The sequence below is a fragment of the Thalassobellus sediminis genome (assembly GCF_044386045.1).
Lineage (GTDB): Bacteria > Bacteroidota > Bacteroidia > Flavobacteriales > Flavobacteriaceae > Thalassobellus > Thalassobellus sediminis.
Window position 1 is genome coordinate 356,775 of sequence record NZ_JBISCD010000039.1, and the last position, 17,739, is coordinate 374,513.

General features: G+C 30.1%; 19 protein-coding genes and 1 other RNA gene. 11 read left to right on the forward strand and 9 right to left on the reverse strand.

Annotated features, from left to right (window positions below; all coding sequences use genetic code 11):
• Window positions 1-58 precede the first annotated feature (58 nt).
• The 6 genes from gcvT (at window position 59) to ACH5TW_RS06360 (ending at window position 5,120) form a co-directional block, all read left to right on the forward strand.
• Complete coding sequence (gcvT, locus tag ACH5TW_RS06335; protein WP_439335657.1) at window positions 59-1,138, forward strand: glycine cleavage system aminomethyltransferase GcvT; 1,080 nt, start codon at window positions 59-61, stop codon at window positions 1,136-1,138.
• A 3-nt stretch (window positions 1,139-1,141) separates the two neighbouring features.
• Window positions 1,142-2,056: a glutaminase gene (locus tag ACH5TW_RS06340; protein ID WP_439335658.1), complete on the forward strand. Its 915-nt coding sequence runs from the start codon at window positions 1,142-1,144 to the stop codon at window positions 2,054-2,056.
• Window positions 2,057-2,082: 26 nt separating this feature from the next.
• Window positions 2,083-2,913 (forward strand): sugar nucleotide-binding protein, encoded by an 831-nt coding sequence (locus tag ACH5TW_RS06345; RefSeq protein WP_439335659.1) that lies wholly within the window; start codon window positions 2,083-2,085, stop codon window positions 2,911-2,913.
• Window positions 2,914-2,968: 55 nt separating this feature from the next.
• Window positions 2,969-3,262, forward strand: a complete 294-nt coding sequence (locus ACH5TW_RS06350) for a 4a-hydroxytetrahydrobiopterin dehydratase (protein WP_439335660.1) — start codon at window positions 2,969-2,971, stop codon at window positions 3,260-3,262.
• 99 nt (window positions 3,263-3,361) lie between these two features.
• Window positions 3,362-4,081, forward strand: coding sequence for a YebC/PmpR family DNA-binding transcriptional regulator (locus tag ACH5TW_RS06355; protein ID WP_439335661.1), 720 nt, complete (start codon window positions 3,362-3,364; stop codon window positions 4,079-4,081).
• Between the two features lie 64 nt (window positions 4,082-4,145).
• Window positions 4,146-5,120, forward strand: a complete 975-nt coding sequence (locus tag ACH5TW_RS06360) for a Gfo/Idh/MocA family protein (RefSeq protein WP_439335662.1) — start codon at window positions 4,146-4,148, stop codon at window positions 5,118-5,120.
• A 12-nt stretch (window positions 5,121-5,132) separates the two neighbouring features.
• Here the strand turns inward: ACH5TW_RS06360 and ACH5TW_RS06365 are convergent, their stop codons facing one another.
• The 7 genes from ACH5TW_RS06365 to ACH5TW_RS06395 form a co-directional block, all read right to left on the reverse strand.
• Window positions 5,133-5,861, reverse strand: coding sequence for an NYN domain-containing protein (locus ACH5TW_RS06365; RefSeq protein ID WP_439335663.1), 729 nt, complete (start codon window positions 5,859-5,861; stop codon window positions 5,133-5,135).
• A 201-nt stretch (window positions 5,862-6,062) separates the two neighbouring features.
• On the reverse strand, window positions 6,063-6,611 hold the full coding sequence (locus ACH5TW_RS06370; protein WP_439335664.1) for a 1-acyl-sn-glycerol-3-phosphate acyltransferase: 549 nt from the start codon (window positions 6,609-6,611) through the stop codon (window positions 6,063-6,065).
• Window position 6,612: 1 nt separating this feature from the next.
• On the reverse strand, window positions 6,613-7,695 hold the full coding sequence (locus ACH5TW_RS06375) for an iron-containing alcohol dehydrogenase family protein (protein ID WP_439335665.1): 1,083 nt from the start codon (window positions 7,693-7,695) through the stop codon (window positions 6,613-6,615).
• Between the two features lie 107 nt (window positions 7,696-7,802).
• Window positions 7,803-8,504 (reverse strand): HAD family hydrolase, encoded by a 702-nt coding sequence (locus tag ACH5TW_RS06380; protein ID WP_439335666.1) that lies wholly within the window; start codon window positions 8,502-8,504, stop codon window positions 7,803-7,805.
• Window positions 8,495-9,223 carry a 3-deoxy-manno-octulosonate cytidylyltransferase gene (gene kdsB / locus ACH5TW_RS06385; RefSeq protein ID WP_439335667.1) on the reverse strand — a complete coding sequence of 243 codons (729 nt, stop codon included), beginning with the start codon at window positions 9,221-9,223 and terminating at the stop codon, window positions 8,495-8,497. The genes ACH5TW_RS06380 and kdsB overlap by 10 nt, the downstream gene beginning before the upstream one ends.
• 46 nt (window positions 9,224-9,269) lie before the next feature.
• Complete coding sequence (locus ACH5TW_RS06390) at window positions 9,270-9,836, reverse strand: DUF4126 domain-containing protein (protein WP_439335668.1); 567 nt, start codon at window positions 9,834-9,836, stop codon at window positions 9,270-9,272.
• A gap of 19 nt (window positions 9,837-9,855) precedes the next feature.
• Window positions 9,856-11,280: an ATP-dependent DNA helicase gene (locus ACH5TW_RS06395; RefSeq protein WP_439335669.1), complete on the reverse strand. Its 1,425-nt coding sequence runs from the start codon at window positions 11,278-11,280 to the stop codon at window positions 9,856-9,858.
• Between the two features lie 130 nt (window positions 11,281-11,410).
• Between ACH5TW_RS06395 and ACH5TW_RS06400 the strand changes: the two genes are divergently transcribed.
• The 5 genes from ACH5TW_RS06400 to ACH5TW_RS06420 all read left to right on the forward strand — a co-directional run bounded on the left by ACH5TW_RS06400 (window position 11,411) and on the right by ACH5TW_RS06420 (window position 14,960).
• Window positions 11,411-12,148 carry a hypothetical protein gene (locus ACH5TW_RS06400; RefSeq protein WP_439335670.1) on the forward strand — a complete coding sequence of 246 codons (738 nt, stop codon included), beginning with the start codon at window positions 11,411-11,413 and terminating at the stop codon, window positions 12,146-12,148.
• Window positions 12,132-12,959 carry a DUF3822 family protein gene (locus ACH5TW_RS06405; RefSeq protein ID WP_439335671.1) on the forward strand — a complete coding sequence of 276 codons (828 nt, stop codon included), beginning with the start codon at window positions 12,132-12,134 and terminating at the stop codon, window positions 12,957-12,959. The genes ACH5TW_RS06400 and ACH5TW_RS06405 overlap by 17 nt, the downstream gene beginning before the upstream one ends.
• Window positions 12,959-13,498 carry an RsmD family RNA methyltransferase gene (locus tag ACH5TW_RS06410; protein WP_439335672.1) on the forward strand — a complete coding sequence of 180 codons (540 nt, stop codon included), beginning with the start codon at window positions 12,959-12,961 and terminating at the stop codon, window positions 13,496-13,498. Before ACH5TW_RS06405 ends, ACH5TW_RS06410 begins: the two co-directional genes overlap by 1 nt.
• Before the next feature lie 158 nt (window positions 13,499-13,656).
• A complete protein-coding gene (locus tag ACH5TW_RS06415; RefSeq protein WP_439335673.1) occupies window positions 13,657-14,175 on the forward strand; it encodes a nuclear transport factor 2 family protein in 519 nt (172 codons plus the stop codon).
• Window positions 14,176-14,207: 32 nt separating this feature from the next.
• Window positions 14,208-14,960 (forward strand): hypothetical protein, encoded by a 753-nt coding sequence (locus ACH5TW_RS06420; protein WP_439335674.1) that lies wholly within the window; start codon window positions 14,208-14,210, stop codon window positions 14,958-14,960.
• 57 nt (window positions 14,961-15,017) lie between these two features.
• On the opposite strand, the gene rnpB is transcribed toward ACH5TW_RS06420, so the two are convergent.
• Together rnpB and ACH5TW_RS06430 are read right to left on the reverse strand one after the other, a co-directional pair.
• Window positions 15,018-15,370, reverse strand: an RNA gene (gene rnpB, locus ACH5TW_RS06425) — RNase P RNA component class A.
• Between the two features lie 432 nt (window positions 15,371-15,802).
• Window positions 15,803-17,602 (reverse strand): AIPR family protein, encoded by a 1,800-nt coding sequence (locus ACH5TW_RS06430; protein WP_439335675.1) that lies wholly within the window; start codon window positions 17,600-17,602, stop codon window positions 15,803-15,805.
• Window positions 17,603-17,739 lie beyond the last annotated feature (137 nt).

Here is a 17,739-nt window from a genome sequence, read left to right on the forward strand (position 1 = left end):
AAACACTCATCTATATTTTTTCAATACATTTGCTTTTCAAATTTTGAATTAATTTTAGATGAAAAATACAGCTTTAACCGAAACTCACGAAGCGCTTGGTGCAAAAATGGTTCCCTTTGCAGGCTATAATATGCCGGTGCAATATGAAGGTGTAAATGCAGAACATGAAACAGTACGTAAAGCTGTTGGTGTGTTTGATGTGTCTCATATGGGTGAGTTTTTAATTGAAGGAGAACATGCTTTAACTTTAATACAAAAAGTATCAAGTAACGATGCTACAAAGCTAACCATTGGAAAAGCACAATATAGCTGTATGCCTAATGACGACGGTGGTATTGTTGATGATTTAATTATTTACAAAATAAAAGAAGAAACTTATTTACTAGTTGTAAATGCTAGCAATATTGAAAAAGATTGGAATTGGATTCAATCTAAAAACGATGTTGGAGCTATCATGCGTGATTTAAGTGAAGATTATTCTTTACTTGCCATTCAAGGCCCAAAAGCTATTGAAGCGATGCAAAGCATAACAAGTCATGATTTAGCAGCCATAAAATTCTACAATTTTGTAGTAGGCGATTTTGCAGGCATTGAAAATGTCATAATTTCTGCTACAGGCTATACTGGTAGTGGCGGATTTGAAATTTATTGTAAAAACACCGAAGTAAAACAAATTTGGGATAAAGTATTTGAAGCTGGAGCCGATTTTGGAATTAAGCCTATTGGTTTAGCAGCTCGTGATACCTTACGATTAGAAATGGGTTATTGCCTTTACGGAAATGATATTGATGATACCACCTCGCCTATTGAAGCTGGTTTAGGATGGATAACAAAATTTACAAAAGACTTTACAAATTCAGCAGCCTTAAAAACTCAAAAAGAACAAGGTGTAAAGCGTAAGCTCATTGCGTTTGAATTAGACGAGCGCGGTATTCCGCGTAATGGTTATGATATTGTTGATGGTAACGGAAATAAAATTGGTGAAGTTACCTCAGGTACTATGTCTCCTAGCTTAAGCAAAGGTATTGGATTAGGCTATGTACCAACTGTTTTTGCAGATGTTAATAGCAAAATTAATATTCAAATACGTAAAAAGGCCATTCCTGCAACGGTTGTAAAATTGCCTTTTTACAAATAATTTATGCCAGATTTTCAATTAATTCTAGAAAGCATTTATCAAAATGCAATAAATGCTTCCGACAAAGGAGTTGTAGCATCTTATATTCCAGAATTAGCGCATATAGATAAAAATAATTTTGGTATTCATTTAAGAACATCCGATGGAAAACATTATGGTGTTGGTAATTATAACAAACCATTTTCTATTCAAAGTATTTCTAAAGTTTTAGCCCTATCAAAAGCGATGGCTTTGGTAGGCGAATCAATTTGGGAACGGGTTGATGTTGAACCTAGCGGAAACCCGTTCAATCATTTATCGTTGTTAGAAATTGAAAACGGAATTCCTAGAAATCCATTAATTAATGCTGGTGCTATTGTTATTGCAGATATTCTAGTTTCAAATTTAAAAAATCCGAAAGACGATTTTTTAAATTTCATTAGAGATTTAACAGGAGATAAAAGTATTAATTACAACAAAGATGTTGCCCTTTCTGAAAAAATAACTGGGTTTAAAAATTACGCAGCAGCTAATCTTTTAAAATCTTTCAATAATTTAGAAAATAATGTCGATGAGGTTTTAGATTTTTATTTCCATCAGTGTGCAATCGAAATGTCATGCAGTCAATTAACAAATGCATTTTCTTTTTTATCAAATAAAGGAAATTGTTTGCATGATAAAGTACGACTCACAAAAACACAAGCAAAACGTATTAATGCTATTATGCTTACTTGTGGATTTTATGACGAAGCTGGAGAATTTGCTTTTGAGGTTGGATTACCAGGGAAAAGTGGTGTTGGCGGTGGTATTGTAGCGCTTCTACCCGATCATTTTGTTATAACTACATGGTCTCCAGGACTCAATAAAAAAGGAAATTCTAAATTAGGAATGCTAGCACTTGAACAATTTACTAGCCAAACAAAACTATCTATTTTCTAGTTTGTTGTTAATGTGAAGTTTGATGTATGATAAAACGAAATGACAAGCATAGAATTTTAATTTTAGGCGCCAGCGGATTTTTAGGTGGCGTCATTTATAAAGAACTCTGCTCCTATTTCAGAACCTTTGGTACATACCGAATAACAAACAAAACTTTAGAAAAAAACAAACACTTTTTTCAGTATAATATTGAAGAAGATGATGTTTATGAAATTCTAGATATTGTAAAACCTACCATCATTATTTCGGCACTTCGAGGCGATTTTGCTGCTCAATTTGTTGCACATAAACACTTGGCAGAATATGTGTATACTAATAAAATTAAAATTATTTATATTTCCTCTGCTGTTGTTTTTGATGGTTACAGTAAGTATCCAAGTTACGAACTAGATAAAACCTATAGTAATAGCATTTATGGGCATTTCAAGATAAAAATTGAAAATATGTTGTTGCGCTTACCTAAAAAACAAGTTGCTATTATAAGACTTCCTATGGTATTTGGTGCGCAATCACCTAGAGTGTTAGAAATTATTCAGCAGGTAAAAGAAAAAACACCTGTAGAAGTGTTTCCTAATTTAATAATAAATGTTACTAACGATAACAAGTTAACACAACAAATTCATTATATAATTAACAGAAACAAATATGGTATTTACCACCTAGGTTCTAATGATTTGGTGCATCATGACGACTTTATTAAAGAAATAATTAAATCTTTAGAGTTAAAAAATGTTGTTTACAAACAAGTTTATACAACTAACGACGATCGGTATTTAGCAGTATTACCAAAATATAATTTACTTCCAAAAAATTTACAATTATTAAGTCAAGAAATATTAACAGAATTAGAAATATAAGCTTTCAAATGACTAAATTGGTGAAAATTTTCAGCAACAAATAAACATCTTAATTATGAGTAAATTATCTGAAGATGATATAGAAAAAAAATTGTTACAGTTTCCAGATTGGGAATATTATGATAATGCTATTCATGCAGAATTTGAATTTGAAAATTTCAAAGATTGCTTTAGTGCCATGAGCCGTATTGCGTTTGAATGTGAAGCCTTAAATCATCATCCTAATTGGTCTAATGTTTACAATGTACTTACTATTTCGTTATCTACACATTCTGCAAATGGTGTAACTCATTTAGATTTTAAATTAGCTGAAGCAATAGAAAATATTGTAGAACCTGATGAGGAATAATTTGCAATTAAGCAATAGGTTTTTAACTTTGTTAGATTAAATTTTTTTTAAATTAAAAAATTCCTTTTTTCAAGGGAATAAAAATAAAAACACAGTATTATGGGAAGAGCTTTTGAATTTAGAAAAGCACGTAAAATGAAGCGTTGGTCTGCAATGAGTAAAGCCTTTACACGTATAGGTAAAGACATAGTCATGGCAGTAAAAGAAGGAGGTCCAGATCCAGATAGTAATTCGCGTTTAAGAGCTGTTATACAGAATGCAAAATCTGTTAACATGCCTAAAGATAACGTAGAGCGTGCTATTAAAAAGGCTAGCGAAAAAGGTCAAGGCGATTATAAAGAAGTTATTTTTGAAGGTTATGCACCACACGGTATTGCTATTTTAGTAGAAACTGCAACCGATAATAATACAAGAACCGTAGCAAACGTTCGTAGTTATTTTAATAAATGTGACGGTAGTTTAGGTACATCAGGTTCTGTGGTTTTTATGTTCGATCATACTTGTAATTTCAGAATAAATGCAGAAGGATTAGATCCTGAAGAATTAGAATTAGAATTTATTGATTTTGGTGCCGAAGAAGTTTTTGCTGATGATGATGGTATTTTAATTTATGCCCCTTTTGAAAGTTTTGGAGCCATTCAAGCGGAATTAGAAAGTCGTGAAATTGAAATTTTATCGTCTGGATTTGAGCGTATTCCTCAAGTAACAAAACCTTTAACACCAGAACAAGTTGCTGATGTTGAAAAACTATTAGAAAAACTTGAAGAAGATGATGATGTACAATCTGTATATCACACCATGGAAGAATCAGCAGAGTAACTAAAATAAAAAATATATACAAAAAGAGTTTCACAGCTCTTTTTTGTTTTTAAGACAAAAAATTATGCAAACTATCAATTGGGGAATTATTGGGTGTGGCGATGTTACTGAAGTAAAAAGTGGACCAGCTTATCAATTAACAGAAGGTTTTAATATAAAAGCTGTTATGCGACGTGATGTTGAAAAACTAAAAGATTATGCTAAGCGTCATAATATAGAAACTACTTATACCGATGCTGATGCCTTAATAAATGATGATACCATTGATGCCATATATATAGCAACACCTCCAGACACCCATAAATTGTATGCAATAAAAGTAGCTGAAGCTGGAAAAATTTGCTGTATTGAAAAACCAATGACACCTAATTACGCAGATAGTCTGGAAGTATATAATGCTTTTAAAGAAAAAGAAATTCCGTTATTTGTTGCTTATTACAGACGCTCTTTACCAAGGTTTACTAAGATTAAAGAGTGGTTAGAAAATAATTATATTGGGGATGAAAGACATATAAATTGGAATTTTAGTAAACCAGCTAATGACATCGATAAATCTAGAGACTATAATTGGCGTACAGATGCTAAAATTGCTCCTGGAGGCTATTTTGATGATTTAGCGAGTCATGGTTTTGACTTGTTCGCTTTTCTACTTGGTAATATAAAAACTGCTAATGGTATTGGCTTAAATCAACAAGAAAATTACACAGCTAAAGATGCCATAACAGCATGTTGGCTACATGAAACAAATATAACAGGATCTGCCTTTTGGAACTTTGACTGTCATAATCATTTAGACGAAGTTGTTATTTATGGAAGTGAAGGGCACATTAAATTTTCTGTTTTTAATGATAATTCTATTGTATTGGAAAGTAATACTAAAAACGAAGAATTGTTTATTGAACACCCTAAACATGTACAAATACACCATGTGGAAGGTATTAGAGATATGTTAATAAATAAAGATTATTTACATCCTTCTTTAGGACAATCGGCAATACATGCCAATTGGGTTATGGATAAAATTTTAGGTGTTATTTAAAAAACGGGTAAACTATTTATTCTTAACATAAATTAATTTGAATCGTCCATTTGATTGGTCGCGTTGTTCCATTTCAAATTGATCTAACGATTTAAACAAAGGAGTTAATTTTGCAAAGCCAAAGTTTCTAGGATCAAAGTTGGGTTGCTTTTTAAGAATTAATGAGCCCACGTCTCCTAAAAAAGCCCAACCATCATCATCGGCTGCATCGTTAACAGAGTTTTTAAGAAGTCTAATGACTTTCGGTGTTATATTATATAAATTTTCTTTTTTATGAGCTCCTTCCTTAGTTTCCTTTTCATTATCATTTTTAAGAATTTCTAAATAAATAAATTTATCACATGCAACAATAAAAGGATTTGGTGTTTTCTTCTCTCCCATTCCATAAACTTGCATACCTGCCTCTCGTAATCTGGTTGCTAGTTTTGTAAAATCACTATCTGAAGACACTAAACAAAAACCATTAACCTTTTCGGAATATAAAATATCCATCGCATCAATTATCATGGCCGAATCTGTAGCATTTTTTCCTGTAGTATACGCATATTGCTGAATGGGCGTTATGGCGTTTTCTAACAGAATATTTTTCCATTTAGAAAGATGTGGCTTAGTCCAATCTCCATATATCCTTTTTATAGTAGGCGTACCATATTTAGCAATTTCTTCCATCATTTCTGAAATATATTTTGAAGGGATATTATCTCCATCAATAAGAACTGCTATTTTTGTATCTTTTATCATATTTTTTAAAGATACTGAAATATTAGAGATTGTGTGGTTTTGAAAATAAAAAAGCTACCTTAAAAGGTAGCTTTTGATTTTTAAGTATAAACTCAATGTTTCTTTTTAGGAACAAATAATTGTTTACTTTATGTTTCATTGATTAATACAATACTCTTAAATCAATATTTATGCCAAAATTAATCTATTTATTAGATAACACTAAGAATATATATGGATCTTTCCTTTTATTCCCTTAAAAAAATTATGCATAAATTTAAAATCATTTTCTATACTATTTGTAATATAAAATGGTTCTGAAATTTTATTCTTTTTATTTTCAAAATCGAAACCTACCATGATGATAGGTACATTCGCTTTTTTAGCTATATAATAGAACCCTGTACGCCATTCTTTTACTTTTTTTCTTGTTCCTTCAGGTGATAAAGCCATCCTAAATTCTTTCTTTTCTTTAAATAGTTTAGCTATAGCATCAACCTTATTTTCTTTTGTAAACCTATCAATTGGCGTACCTCCTAAAGCTCTAAAAAACCAACCCATAGGAAATACAAACAATTCTTTTTTTCCAACAAAATTGATTTTAATGTTTGACACAGATCGTAACAAAACACCAATATAGAAATCGTGCCAACTGGTATGTGGTACAGCAATTATAACTGCTTTCTTAATTGTATCTTTAGAAAAATTAGTATTACCAACAACTTGCCAACCTAATATTTTAAAATAAATAAGTTTGGCTAACCATTGCATATTACATTTTTTTATAAAGTTCTTTTAATTTTTTAGGAGTTGCTATTGTTTTCCAATTTTTACCTAATGCATTTTCCCATAACGGTTCTAAACTTAAAGCTATTCTGATCATAATATCAAACTCGTTATTGCTTAAATTGGAACAAATATCTTTAGGTAAAACAATATTATGAGTAGACATCATTTTTTGAAAAAGCTTTACTCCTTCAGGATAGAACTCTTCTAAATGATTAAATACAATACAATTACCAATACCATGTTTAGTTCCTAACAAATAGGATAATCCATAACTCATTGCGTGTGCAACACCAACTTGTGAATATGCAATACTCATACCTCCATGCCAGCTTGCCATCATAAGTTTATCTTGAGAACCTTTTATTGACAAGTTATTATCTAAAAACACTTCATTACACAAATCAAAAGCTTTTTCTCCATAACTCTGACTAAAAGCGTTTAGATAGGTTCCATTTAAAGATTCTATGCAATGAATATAACAATCCATTCCCGTATAAAACCATTGATCTGTTGGCACATCTTTAGTCAGTTCAGGGTCTAAAATGACTTGGTCAAAAGGTGTAAAATCAGAATTTATACCTAGTTTTTTTTCTGGTCCAGTGAGCACTGTTGTTCTTGACACTTCTGCTCCTGTTCCTGATATAGTTGGTACACCAACATGATAAATAGCAGGATTTTTTACCAAATCCCATCCTTGATAATCTTTAGCATCGCCTTCATTAGTTAACATAATAGATACTGCCTTGGCCAAATCTAGAAGCGTACCACCACCAATACCTATAATGCCAGAAGGTCGTTCTTTTGTATTTAAAATAATATCTTCAACTAATTCATCTACTTGAGATGTTTTAGGTTCTTCATTAGCCGAAATATAAATTATCTTATCGTCATACGATAAACTTATTCTTGATATTAACCAGGTATTATTTTTAAATACATCATCTATTAAATAAATGAAAGGGGCTTTAATACTTAATCGCTTTGGGGCAATTATATCATTTAGTTGGCTGAAACTACCTCTACCAAAAATAACTCTTGGCACCATTGGAAAGTTTTTATAACTCATTTAATTTATTTTCTTTTTCAAAAAGTAAAAATAGTATTATTTAATTTTACTTTGATAAATATTTTGTTTTTCAACTAAAAAGAAATATTATTTGATAGAACTATTTATTATAATAATTCTAAAATATCTTTTAAGCTCTCTAAGGTTTTATATGCTTTTCCATTCGTTTCTTTTTCGCTTACTTGTTCATGTGCCCAAGTAGTATGAAAAGGTACGTGTATGGCATTTGATTTTATATTTACTAAAGGCAAAACGTCTGACTTTAATGAATTTCCAATCATTAAAAATTCTGAAGGCTTTATATCTAAATGATTTAATAATTTAGAATAATTAGCTTCTTTCTTATCACTTAAAACTTCGATATGATGAAAATAATTAGTTAAACCAGATTTTTCTAATTTTCGTTCCTGATCTAGCAAATCACCTTTTGTAGCTAAAATTAATCTATATTCTTTTGATAGACTTTTTAAAACAGCTTCAACACCATCTAGTAATTCAACAGGTTTATTCAACATATCTTTACCTATGTTTAAAATGGCTTCAATAGTTTTATTAGATACTTCAAAATTTGATAATTCTAAAGCCATTTCTACCATAGACAATACAAAAGCTTTAACACCATAGCCATATAATGGTAAATTACCTATTTCTTTTTTAAATAATTCTTGATCTATTTTATTAGGCGTTTCATATTTAGATAATAAACTAGCAAATTCAGCTTCGGCATCACGAAAATAGGTCTCGTTTACCCAAAGTGTATCATCAGCATCAAAACCAATAACTTTTATGTTTTTATAATCTATTTCCATTCTTTTTTGGCGCGTTCTAAATCTTCAGGAGTATCAATTTCTACACCTTGTATATCTGTTTCAACCATTTTAATACGTTTTCCGTATTCTAAATAACGAATGCACTCTATTTTTTCTGAAGCTTCTAAAGGAAGCATTGGTAAATTATAAAAATCTAATATAGCTTGCTTTCTAAATGCATAAACGCCTTTATGCTTAAAATATTTGGCGCCTACATTAGTTTCTCTTGGATATGGAATTGGGCTACGTGAAAAATATAATGCAAAATCAGATTGATCTACAATAACCTTTACTGTATTAGGATTATTAATTTCGTCAATATCTGTAATATGAACCATTAATGATGCTAAATCGACTTCTTTATCAGGGTCGTTTTTAAACACATCAATAAGTTTAATTAATGATTCTTTATCAGTAAAAGGTTCGTCTCCTTGAACATTTATTACCACATCTATATCTAAAAACTCAACAGCTTCAGCAATTCTGTCACTTCCACAGTCGTGTTCCTTTTTACTCATGATGGCTTTTCCTCCGTTATTTACAATTTCATTATAAATAATATCACTATCGGTAACCACAAAAACATCATCAAATAAATTGGTTGCAACAGTAGCTTCGTATGTACGACGTATTACTGTTTTACCACCAAGGTCTTGCATAAGTTTTGCAGGAAAACGTGTTGCGCTATAACGCGCTGGAATCATAGAAATTATTTTCATTTATTCAATATTCAATTCTTTGTCAAAAATAGTACTATTTAATGAGTTAATTTTTTTTGGATTTAAACTTTTTATATAATTTAAAAATCACAATAAATAGTATCACTACTAAAACGATAGCAAGTACAGGAAAAAAAATTGAAATAATAGACATAACAACCGAAGTACCCGTTTCTATAGTCGCAACAATAGGGTTTGCTAAACCGCCTGTTGTAGCAGTAGATGCTAATCTTGTAGTACTTGATGTTCCTGCAATTGCTGCTGCTGTACCTCCTCCTGCTATAATTGCTAAAGACCATGTAACAACAGGGCTTAAATCGGCCACGGTAGACATCATGACTGCGGTTCCTGCTAATGCTGCCAATGGTACTGCTATACTGTCTAATAAGTTATCTATATACGGAATAAAATATGCAAATATTTCTACTACTGTAGCAACACCTAAAGTTATTAGTGCTGTTGTACTTCCTATCCATTGCCAAGATTCATTAAGTTGCCAAATATCAAAGTATGAAGCTAAACTTAATGCGAATAATGGTAAAAACACTCGAAAACCAACAGAAGCAGCAAGTCCTACTCCCAAACAAATACTTATAATTGTTTCTATTGTCATAGTTAAATATAATCAAAAACTATTCCTCAAAAAAATCGTCTTTAAAACCAATAAGATACAACTTTTCTTTAGCTCTAGTTACAGCAGTGTATAACCAACGTAAATAATCTTTATCTATACCATTTGGCAAATAAGGTTGTTCTACAAAAACTGTATTCCATTGCCCCCCTTGAGATTTATGACAAGTAATGGCATAAGAAAACTTAACTTGTAAGGCATTAAAATGTTTGTTTGCCTTTACTTTTAAAAACTTTTTATACTTGGCCGTTTCACTATCATAATCTTTCATAACTTCTTGATAAAGCCTGTTAGAATCCTCATAAGCTAAAGAAGGTGTTTCAGCATCAATAGTATTTAATAATAAAACGGTTTCAAACGGACGCATATTTGGGTAATCAACCATTCTTACCTTTACTTCAGCAAAGCGAAAACCATAAAGTTCTTCAATTTTAAATATTTCTAAAACTTCAATTATATCACCATTTGCTATAAACCCTGCATCCGTATTAGGCTTAATCCAAAAATAATTATTCTTAACAACCATTAAATAATCACCAGCCGATAATTCATTTTCATTAAATAAAATACGACTGCGTATTTGCTGGTTATATAAATTAGCTCGTTTGTTACTTCTAACAATAATAGCTGTTTCTTCGTTTCCTAAATTACTATAAGCATCGTTTATAGCATCCATAATATCATAACCATCAACTAGCCTAACAATATCTTTAAAATTGTTTAAATCAAACTTAAAAGCATCATGAAATGAACTAGACAATGTTTCTCGTAAAAAAGTGGCGTTAACAAGAATTCCTGAATCATGTTCTTGCCGCATGACTTCATCTAACTCCATTCTTGTTACTTCTTTGTTGTAATTTAAAGCTAACGTATTTTCATTTAGAGCAGGACTTAAATCTAATTTTACAGGAGGAAGTTGTGCCGTGTCACCTATTAAAAGCAATTTACATTTATGACCAGAATAAACGTACTGCATTAAATCATCTAAAAGAGAGCCATTTTCAAAAAGTTTAGAATCCCCTGGTGTATCAGGTATCATTGAAGCTTCATCAACAATAAAAATGGTATTTTTATGCTTATTAGGTTGTAAAACAAATTTAACACCTCCACCCTGATCTTTCTTAGGAAAATATATTTTTTTATGAATAGTAAAGGCTTCTTTTTTTGAGTAATTTGAAATTACTTTAGCAGCTCTACCCGTTGGTGCCATTAGTACAGCGCTTTTTTTTGCTTTCCATAAATTACTAACAATACAGCCTATAATGGTTGTTTTCCCTGTACCTGCATACCCTTTTAATAAATAAAGCGCATCAGGCGATTTATTAAAAATAAACTCGGATAATTGCTGTAAAACAATATTTTGTTTTATGGTAGGTTGAAACGGAAAGTCCTGTTTTATAAGGGAATAAAATTCGGATGAAGTCATTTAAATTAGATGGATTATAAATTATTCAAATATATAAATGATTTTTACGTGCTTTGGTTTTTACGATTAAAAAAAATTTGTAGATTTGCTAAATACCATTATAATAATTTATTTTTAATAAAAACCCATTATGCTAACATTTATTCTGATTACAGTTGCTGTAATATTAGTTACAATTGGCTTAGTAAAGCTAGTTGACAAATTTGTTCCTTCTAAATTTAAATCTGTATTAACTATCGTATTGTGGGTGTTAATATTTTTTCTAGGATACCAGACGTTTATGTCTGTTTACAATCCTGTTTTATTTGACCAAACAAAGGAGAAGCGTTACGCTGAAGTTATTAAAAATTTAATTGATATTAGAGATGCTCAATTAGCACATAAACAAGTTACCGGGGTATTTGCTGGTAATTTTGATAACCTAATAAAATTTATTGATACTGCTGAATACACGATTACACAACGTCGTGATTCAAGTGTTAAAGACTTAGTACAATCAAAAATATTTGGAGTAGATATTCCTAAAGACACTGTCATAATTGATACTCTAGGTTTTGTACCTGTAAAAGATTCTTTATTTAAAGCTTCAGATAGATATAAAACTATGATGAATATTCCTGTTGGTGAACCAGGGGCTAAGTTCGAACTTAAAGCTGGTTTTATTGAACAAAGTGATGCTAAAATTCCTGTTTTTGAAGCTAAAGTTAAAAAAGCCGTTATTTTGTTTGATCAAGATAAAGATTTAATAAGTCAAGAAAATGAAGTTGTTTCAGTAGAAGGCGTAAACGGAGATGCTCTTAAAGTAGGATCTATGGATGAAGTTAATACTGGAGGTAACTGGCCAAAAACTTATGGCAACAACGAGTAAAAATTTTAACAAACTAACTAATCTAGATCTGTCCATTCAAATAAGTTTGAGTGGACTTTCTTTTTGTACCCTACAAAGAGATAGTAATACTATCACTAGTCTAAAATATTTTGATTTTAATAAAAAGCTAAACACATTAGAACTTTTAGATAAATTACAGCACATATTTAATACTGAAGAAGAATTACAAGACAACTTTAACAATGTATCTATTATACATGATAATGAGCTTTCAACCTTAGTGCCAAAAGCTCTTTTTAATGAAGATTGTTTAGCTGATTATTTAAAGTTTAACTCTAAAATTTTAAAATCAGATTTTATAACTTTTGATAACATTCTTATAAACGACAGTGTGAATGTTTATGTACCATATATAAATATTAATAATTTTATTTATGATAAATTTGGTGAATTTACATTTAAGCACGCTTCTACCGTTTTAATTGAACAAATTTTACTCATAGAAAAGAATTCAGATAAAACAAAAGTATATGTTAATATAAATAAATCTAATTTTGAAATAGTTGTTGTAAACAATACGAGCCTAATTTTTTATAACACTTTTGAATATAAAACTAAAGAAGATTTTATTTATTACTTACTCTTCACTGCAGAACAATTAAAGTTAAACCCAGAAACTTTAAATTTAATTTTTCTAGGAAATATAGATACTAAAGACGAATTATATGTTATTGCCTATAAATACATTCGATATGTGTTTTTAGGAAATAGAGAAGACAACTATAAATACAATATAGAAGCACAACCAGTAAGCCATTTTAGTAATTTCACCTTAATTAAAAGTTTTTAATGCGTATTATATCCGGTTTATATAAAAGTAGAAAAATAGTAGCTCCTAAAAACCTACCTGTTCGCCCCACAACAGATATGGCAAAAGAGTCATTATTCAACATATTAAATAATACGTTTTATTTTAATGATATAGCTGTACTAGACCTTTTTGCTGGAACAGGCAATATAAGTTATGAATTTGCATCAAGAGGCACTGAACAGATTACTTGTGTAGATCAAGACTTTGGTTGTATTAAGTTTATTAATCAAACAGCTAATAAATTTGATATGCCACTACAAACAATAAAAAGTGACGTCTTTAAATTTTTAGAAAAAACCAAAATACAAGCAGATGTTATTTTTGCCGATCCTCCATATAATTTTTCTGAAGAATTGTTCTCTAAAATTCCAGAATTAGTATTTAAAAATAATCTACTATTAGAACAAGGCGTACTAATTATAGAGCATTCAAAACACACTAATTTATCTGCTTTACCAAACTATAATTACTCTAAAAGTTATGGCGGTAACATGTTTAGTTTTTTTGAAAACATGTAAGGTTAGAAAAACAAAAATTTTGTTAATTCGCTTTTATTTAGTACTTTAGATATCTCCTTAAGAGTCCCTGGCTCTATTTACATCTTCCTCTTTCCCAATTTATTGGGCTATTTGTTTATGGATTAAACTTAATATTAACAACTAAAACCATAAACAACATGAAAAAACTTTTTTTTATTACACTTGCATTAATTGTATTTATTGCTTGCCAAAATCAACCACAACGTTATTTTGCGAATTCTGTCGAAACTGAAACCCTAAAAGCTGGTATAGCAGCATACGAAAGTGGTGATTGGGATGCTTGGAAAAGTCATTTTGCTGATACTGCTAAAATTTATGTTAATTCTGTTAAACCAATGAGTGTTGAAGAAAGAGCTAATGGACTAAAAGGAATGACTAGTGCTATGTCTTCTTATGGATTTAACCATGATAAAGAATATATTGAAATGGTACTTGACAAAGAAGATGAAACTTGGGTTTATTATTGGGCAACTCATAAAGGCACATTTGCAGCAAATGCTAAGGAATTAGTAATACCTGTTCACTTAGCAGTCCAATTTATTGATGGTAAAGTTGTTGAAGAACATGTATATTTTGATGCTACATCTATGAATGCTGAATTTACAGCTATAGCAGAGGTTGAAGCAGAATCAACAAAAGAAGAAGAAGAAGAATAATCTATAAGAGAAATATACTAAACTAAAACATCATGAAAACAATTAAAACAAGCTTTTTTGTAATGCTCTTTTTATGCTTTACTTTTAATATATCACAAGCACAACAGGCTTTTCAAGTACATCAAGACAATGTAAAACCTTCCATGCTCATGGAATATGAAAAAATTGCCAAAGAGTTTAACGAGGCAAGCGTAACAAACAATGTTCAAGCTACATGGTTTACAGCCTCAACTAGCGATTTTAAATATTTTTACATCACGCCTATCGAAAATTTTGCCGATTTAGATAAACGTCCCTTTGCAGAAATGGCAAAAACAATGGGAGACAAATGGAAAGAACTATTTCAACGTTTTGACAAATGTTACGATTCTCACGGATCTTATATTCTTATAAAAGACGATACCCTTTCATACATGCCAGAAGGAGCTACAAATGCTCCAGCAGATGAAAACTACAGAGATTGGTTTTATATGTATTACACACCAGAAAATGCAGAAAAAATGAAAGAAGGCTTAAAAGCAGTAAAAGACATGTACACTAGCAAGGGATCCAAACAATATTACCGAATATATAAAAATGGTTTTGGCACTATGGAAAATTTCTACCTAGTCTCTATTGCTTCAAAAGATGAAATTGATTCGGCTCAAAAAAGCAAAGCCAACAAGGAGGTTTTAGGACCAGACAGATGGGATACCTTTAGCAAAATCATGAATTACACTACCCGAGTAGAAGAATATACTGGAGAAATGAGACCAGACTTAAGCTATTCTCCAAAAACAGATTAACCAACCAACCTTTTTTAACCCAAAAACCCTTCTTTAAATTAAAGAAGGGTTTTTTTATAGGTAAGTAAATTTATAAGCCGGATTCTGTATATCCTAAACTCGTTTCAGGATCGCTCCAAAAAAAGAGTTAGAATACCCTTATCATTTATCTGAGTGTATTGTTACCAATACACTTTAGCTGCCTACCCTCCAGTATCGAGCGTGCCGCCCTCAAGCACTGGTTTACATGACATTGCACCACATAGAGTTTACCTGGTTTCACTACAGCATTACCTGTACATACTTTCTGTTGCACTTTTCCTAACCTCACGGCTGGTGGCCATTAACCACTATATTGCACTACGGTGTCCGGACTTTCCTCCCAAGTACTGAAATAAATTCAGCACAAAAGCGATAAGGCAATCTACTTCCCGCAAAACTACAACAAACTGAAATTAAAATCTAAATAAAAAACATTTTCCTAAGCTTGTCTAAAATTCAGTTAAAATTGTTTTTATTTTTAAAATTTAAACATTTGGGCGTTACCCTTATCCTGAATTTAGTTCAGGACCAAGGGTCAGGCTTGAAGTTTATCCTGAGCGAAGTCGAAGGGCTACAAGTCCTCACTCCTAACGTCGCTGTGGGCTTTTCACTGCAATCCTTAACGCAGGTGTTTGCTGGCTTATGCTTTTTTAAATGAAAAGTTGTCTTATTTTGGAGAGGTTTGTTTAATGGTTACGTATAATGTTAATAGTGTGTTTAAGCACTAATTTAATAAATAGAAACATGCCAGCGGAAAATTCAACAGGAATTTTCCTAGTAGGCTAGAACCAGCCATTAATTTTATGCTTTGTTGGGCAACGTTATATTTCCTCAATTTCTCTTATAAAATCTTTTCCAATTTTATAAGGTGCTAATCTATTTAATGTATTTATTTGTTCTTCTAATATTTTTTTATCTATTTTATTCTTAATCATTACATTATACTCTAGTGGTGACTCAGCTTTATATTGTGCTGTTAGATCTTTGAAATAATCGTAAATTTTATTAAAATCATCTTTTGATTTTTCTGAAATCATCTCGATAACTTTATTCAGGTTATTTGAGTTTTTCTCTTTTAAGTAGAAACTTAAATAACTTATTAAATAATATGGCATTGGCGTTTTTTGATCTTCACTATTTTTTTTATCGATTTCAGCTTTTCTGTAAAGTAAATAAAGATATATTAGGTTATCAACTGTTAAGTACTCTGTTATTTTAGTTGAAAAAGTTTTGTAAAGTTCACTTGTTGGTTTTAAAACTTGACTTTTCTTCGTGTAAGCAAAATAACCATCTTTAATATATGCTAAAGCAACTTGTAATAGCTTATCAAGAGGTATTGCTATGTCAGTAATTCTAGTAAAGTTTGAATCTATATTTTTTATAGCTTTTGAAGCTTTAGCAACTAGTTTATTTTTCTCAACTGGTGTTAATTTTGAATATTTATGTTTATCACTTGGTTTTACCAATAATAAAAAACCTTTTTCTAAAAAGTGTTCTTGAATTCTTAAAAAATACTCTGTAGTCGATGCAAAAGCTTTCTCATTTATAGAATTTTGAGAATTTGTAAATTTTACTACCTTTTTATAAAAGTCAGGTGTTTTGTTCGTTTGAATTAGAATTTTTGTCATAACGTAAACACCATTAAAAGTAGTTGTTATTTCATTTGGTGAATAAGAATCTAAAACTTCATAAATAGTATTCACAGTTTGACAACCATTTACAATTTGGGGTTGGTCAAGTTCTAATTTGTTACTTGTTATTTTTTTTGAAGAATCACATATTATTGTAACTCCATTGTTATAATAAAAGAAATTTTTCCTTTCATTTTCATCTCTTAAAGTTTTAATTATTCCAGTATTTATGGAACTTTTTCCTAAGTATTCTCTTATATTTTCTTCAAATAGAGGATAGTCATTTTTCTTTGATTCTTTATACATTTCATATAAAGTTGTAATTGGTGTCATAATATAATAAGCTTCTGACATTCCAGGTAGATTATAGTCTTCTGGTTTTATTTGTAGAAAAGTACCTCTGTTTTTTGTAGTAATAATATGTTTAAACTTAATATCTTTTTTAAATGAAGCACCAAAATATAAATCATAGATATCCGCTAAAGAAAAGTGTTTTGCTCTTATTTCACAAAGAACTTGACGAGATCCTTTATTAAATTCGTTTATAACATTTATTATATCTTGGGTTATCTTATCATTTGTTATATAAAAATGTAACCAAACTTTATAACTATTATCAGATTTAGCTAAATTATAAGCTTTTTGTAATTCTAAATTTTTGTAGTTTCCTTCCTCTAATTTTCCTAATGATGTAGTTAAAAAATGTGATACTTCTTTGACATTTAAATTTGTATTTTCACTATAATATTTGTTTTGAATGAGAAATAATTCTTTTGTTTCCTCATAATGGACAAAACAATCAATTCCTTTATCATTATATTCTGTTATATTGTTTATTGCAACTTCTTCATCAACTTCATACATTTTTGTTTGTATCCAAAAATTAAAAGCATATTCATCTTTTTTAAGATTTGGGTCTAGATATAAATAACTTTCCTTAATAAAGTTTAAATCTTCTTGTAGTTGTTTTCTAAAGTTTGTTAAATCCATTCAGTTTGTTTTTAATGTTGCCCAACGACTTGATATGAAATCGTTTTAATTCTTTATATCTAATGTTAAACGAAGTTAGCTATTTTTTCTGACAAAATAAAGAAAAACATAACATCACAATTAATTTCATTTGTTAA

Excerpts from the sequence above, each read along its gene's own strand:
- gcvT (WP_439335657.1), top strand. The coding sequence starts at position 59 with ATGAAAAATACAGCTTTAACCGAAACTCACGAAGCGCTTGGTGCAAAA.
- ACH5TW_RS06340 (WP_439335658.1), top strand. The coding sequence starts at position 1,142 with ATGCCAGATTTTCAATTAATTCTAGAAAGCATTTATCAAAATGCAATA.
- ACH5TW_RS06345 (WP_439335659.1), top strand. The coding sequence starts at position 2,083 with ATGATAAAACGAAATGACAAGCATAGAATTTTAATTTTAGGCGCCAGC.
- ACH5TW_RS06350 (WP_439335660.1), top strand. The coding sequence starts at position 2,969 with ATGAGTAAATTATCTGAAGATGATATAGAAAAAAAATTGTTACAGTTT.
- ACH5TW_RS06355 (WP_439335661.1), top strand. The coding sequence starts at position 3,362 with ATGGGAAGAGCTTTTGAATTTAGAAAAGCACGTAAAATGAAGCGTTGG.
- ACH5TW_RS06360 (WP_439335662.1), top strand. The coding sequence starts at position 4,146 with ATGCAAACTATCAATTGGGGAATTATTGGGTGTGGCGATGTTACTGAA.
- ACH5TW_RS06365 (WP_439335663.1), bottom strand. The coding sequence starts at position 5,861 with ATGATAAAAGATACAAAAATAGCAGTTCTTATTGATGGAGATAATATC.
- ACH5TW_RS06370 (WP_439335664.1), bottom strand. The coding sequence starts at position 6,611 with ATGCAATGGTTAGCCAAACTTATTTATTTTAAAATATTAGGTTGGCAA.
- ACH5TW_RS06375 (WP_439335665.1), bottom strand. The coding sequence starts at position 7,695 with ATGAGTTATAAAAACTTTCCAATGGTGCCAAGAGTTATTTTTGGTAGA.
- ACH5TW_RS06380 (WP_439335666.1), bottom strand. The coding sequence starts at position 8,504 with ATGGAAATAGATTATAAAAACATAAAAGTTATTGGTTTTGATGCTGAT.
- kdsB (WP_439335667.1), bottom strand. The coding sequence starts at position 9,223 with ATGAAAATAATTTCTATGATTCCAGCGCGTTATAGCGCAACACGTTTT.
- ACH5TW_RS06390 (WP_439335668.1), bottom strand. The coding sequence starts at position 9,836 with ATGACAATAGAAACAATTATAAGTATTTGTTTGGGAGTAGGACTTGCT.
- ACH5TW_RS06395 (WP_439335669.1), bottom strand. The coding sequence starts at position 11,280 with ATGACTTCATCCGAATTTTATTCCCTTATAAAACAGGACTTTCCGTTT.
- ACH5TW_RS06400 (WP_439335670.1), top strand. The coding sequence starts at position 11,411 with ATGCTAACATTTATTCTGATTACAGTTGCTGTAATATTAGTTACAATT.
- ACH5TW_RS06405 (WP_439335671.1), top strand. The coding sequence starts at position 12,132 with ATGGCAACAACGAGTAAAAATTTTAACAAACTAACTAATCTAGATCTG.
- ACH5TW_RS06410 (WP_439335672.1), top strand. The coding sequence starts at position 12,959 with ATGCGTATTATATCCGGTTTATATAAAAGTAGAAAAATAGTAGCTCCT.
- ACH5TW_RS06415 (WP_439335673.1), top strand. The coding sequence starts at position 13,657 with ATGAAAAAACTTTTTTTTATTACACTTGCATTAATTGTATTTATTGCT.
- ACH5TW_RS06420 (WP_439335674.1), top strand. The coding sequence starts at position 14,208 with ATGAAAACAATTAAAACAAGCTTTTTTGTAATGCTCTTTTTATGCTTT.
- ACH5TW_RS06430 (WP_439335675.1), bottom strand. The coding sequence starts at position 17,602 with ATGGATTTAACAAACTTTAGAAAACAACTACAAGAAGATTTAAACTTT.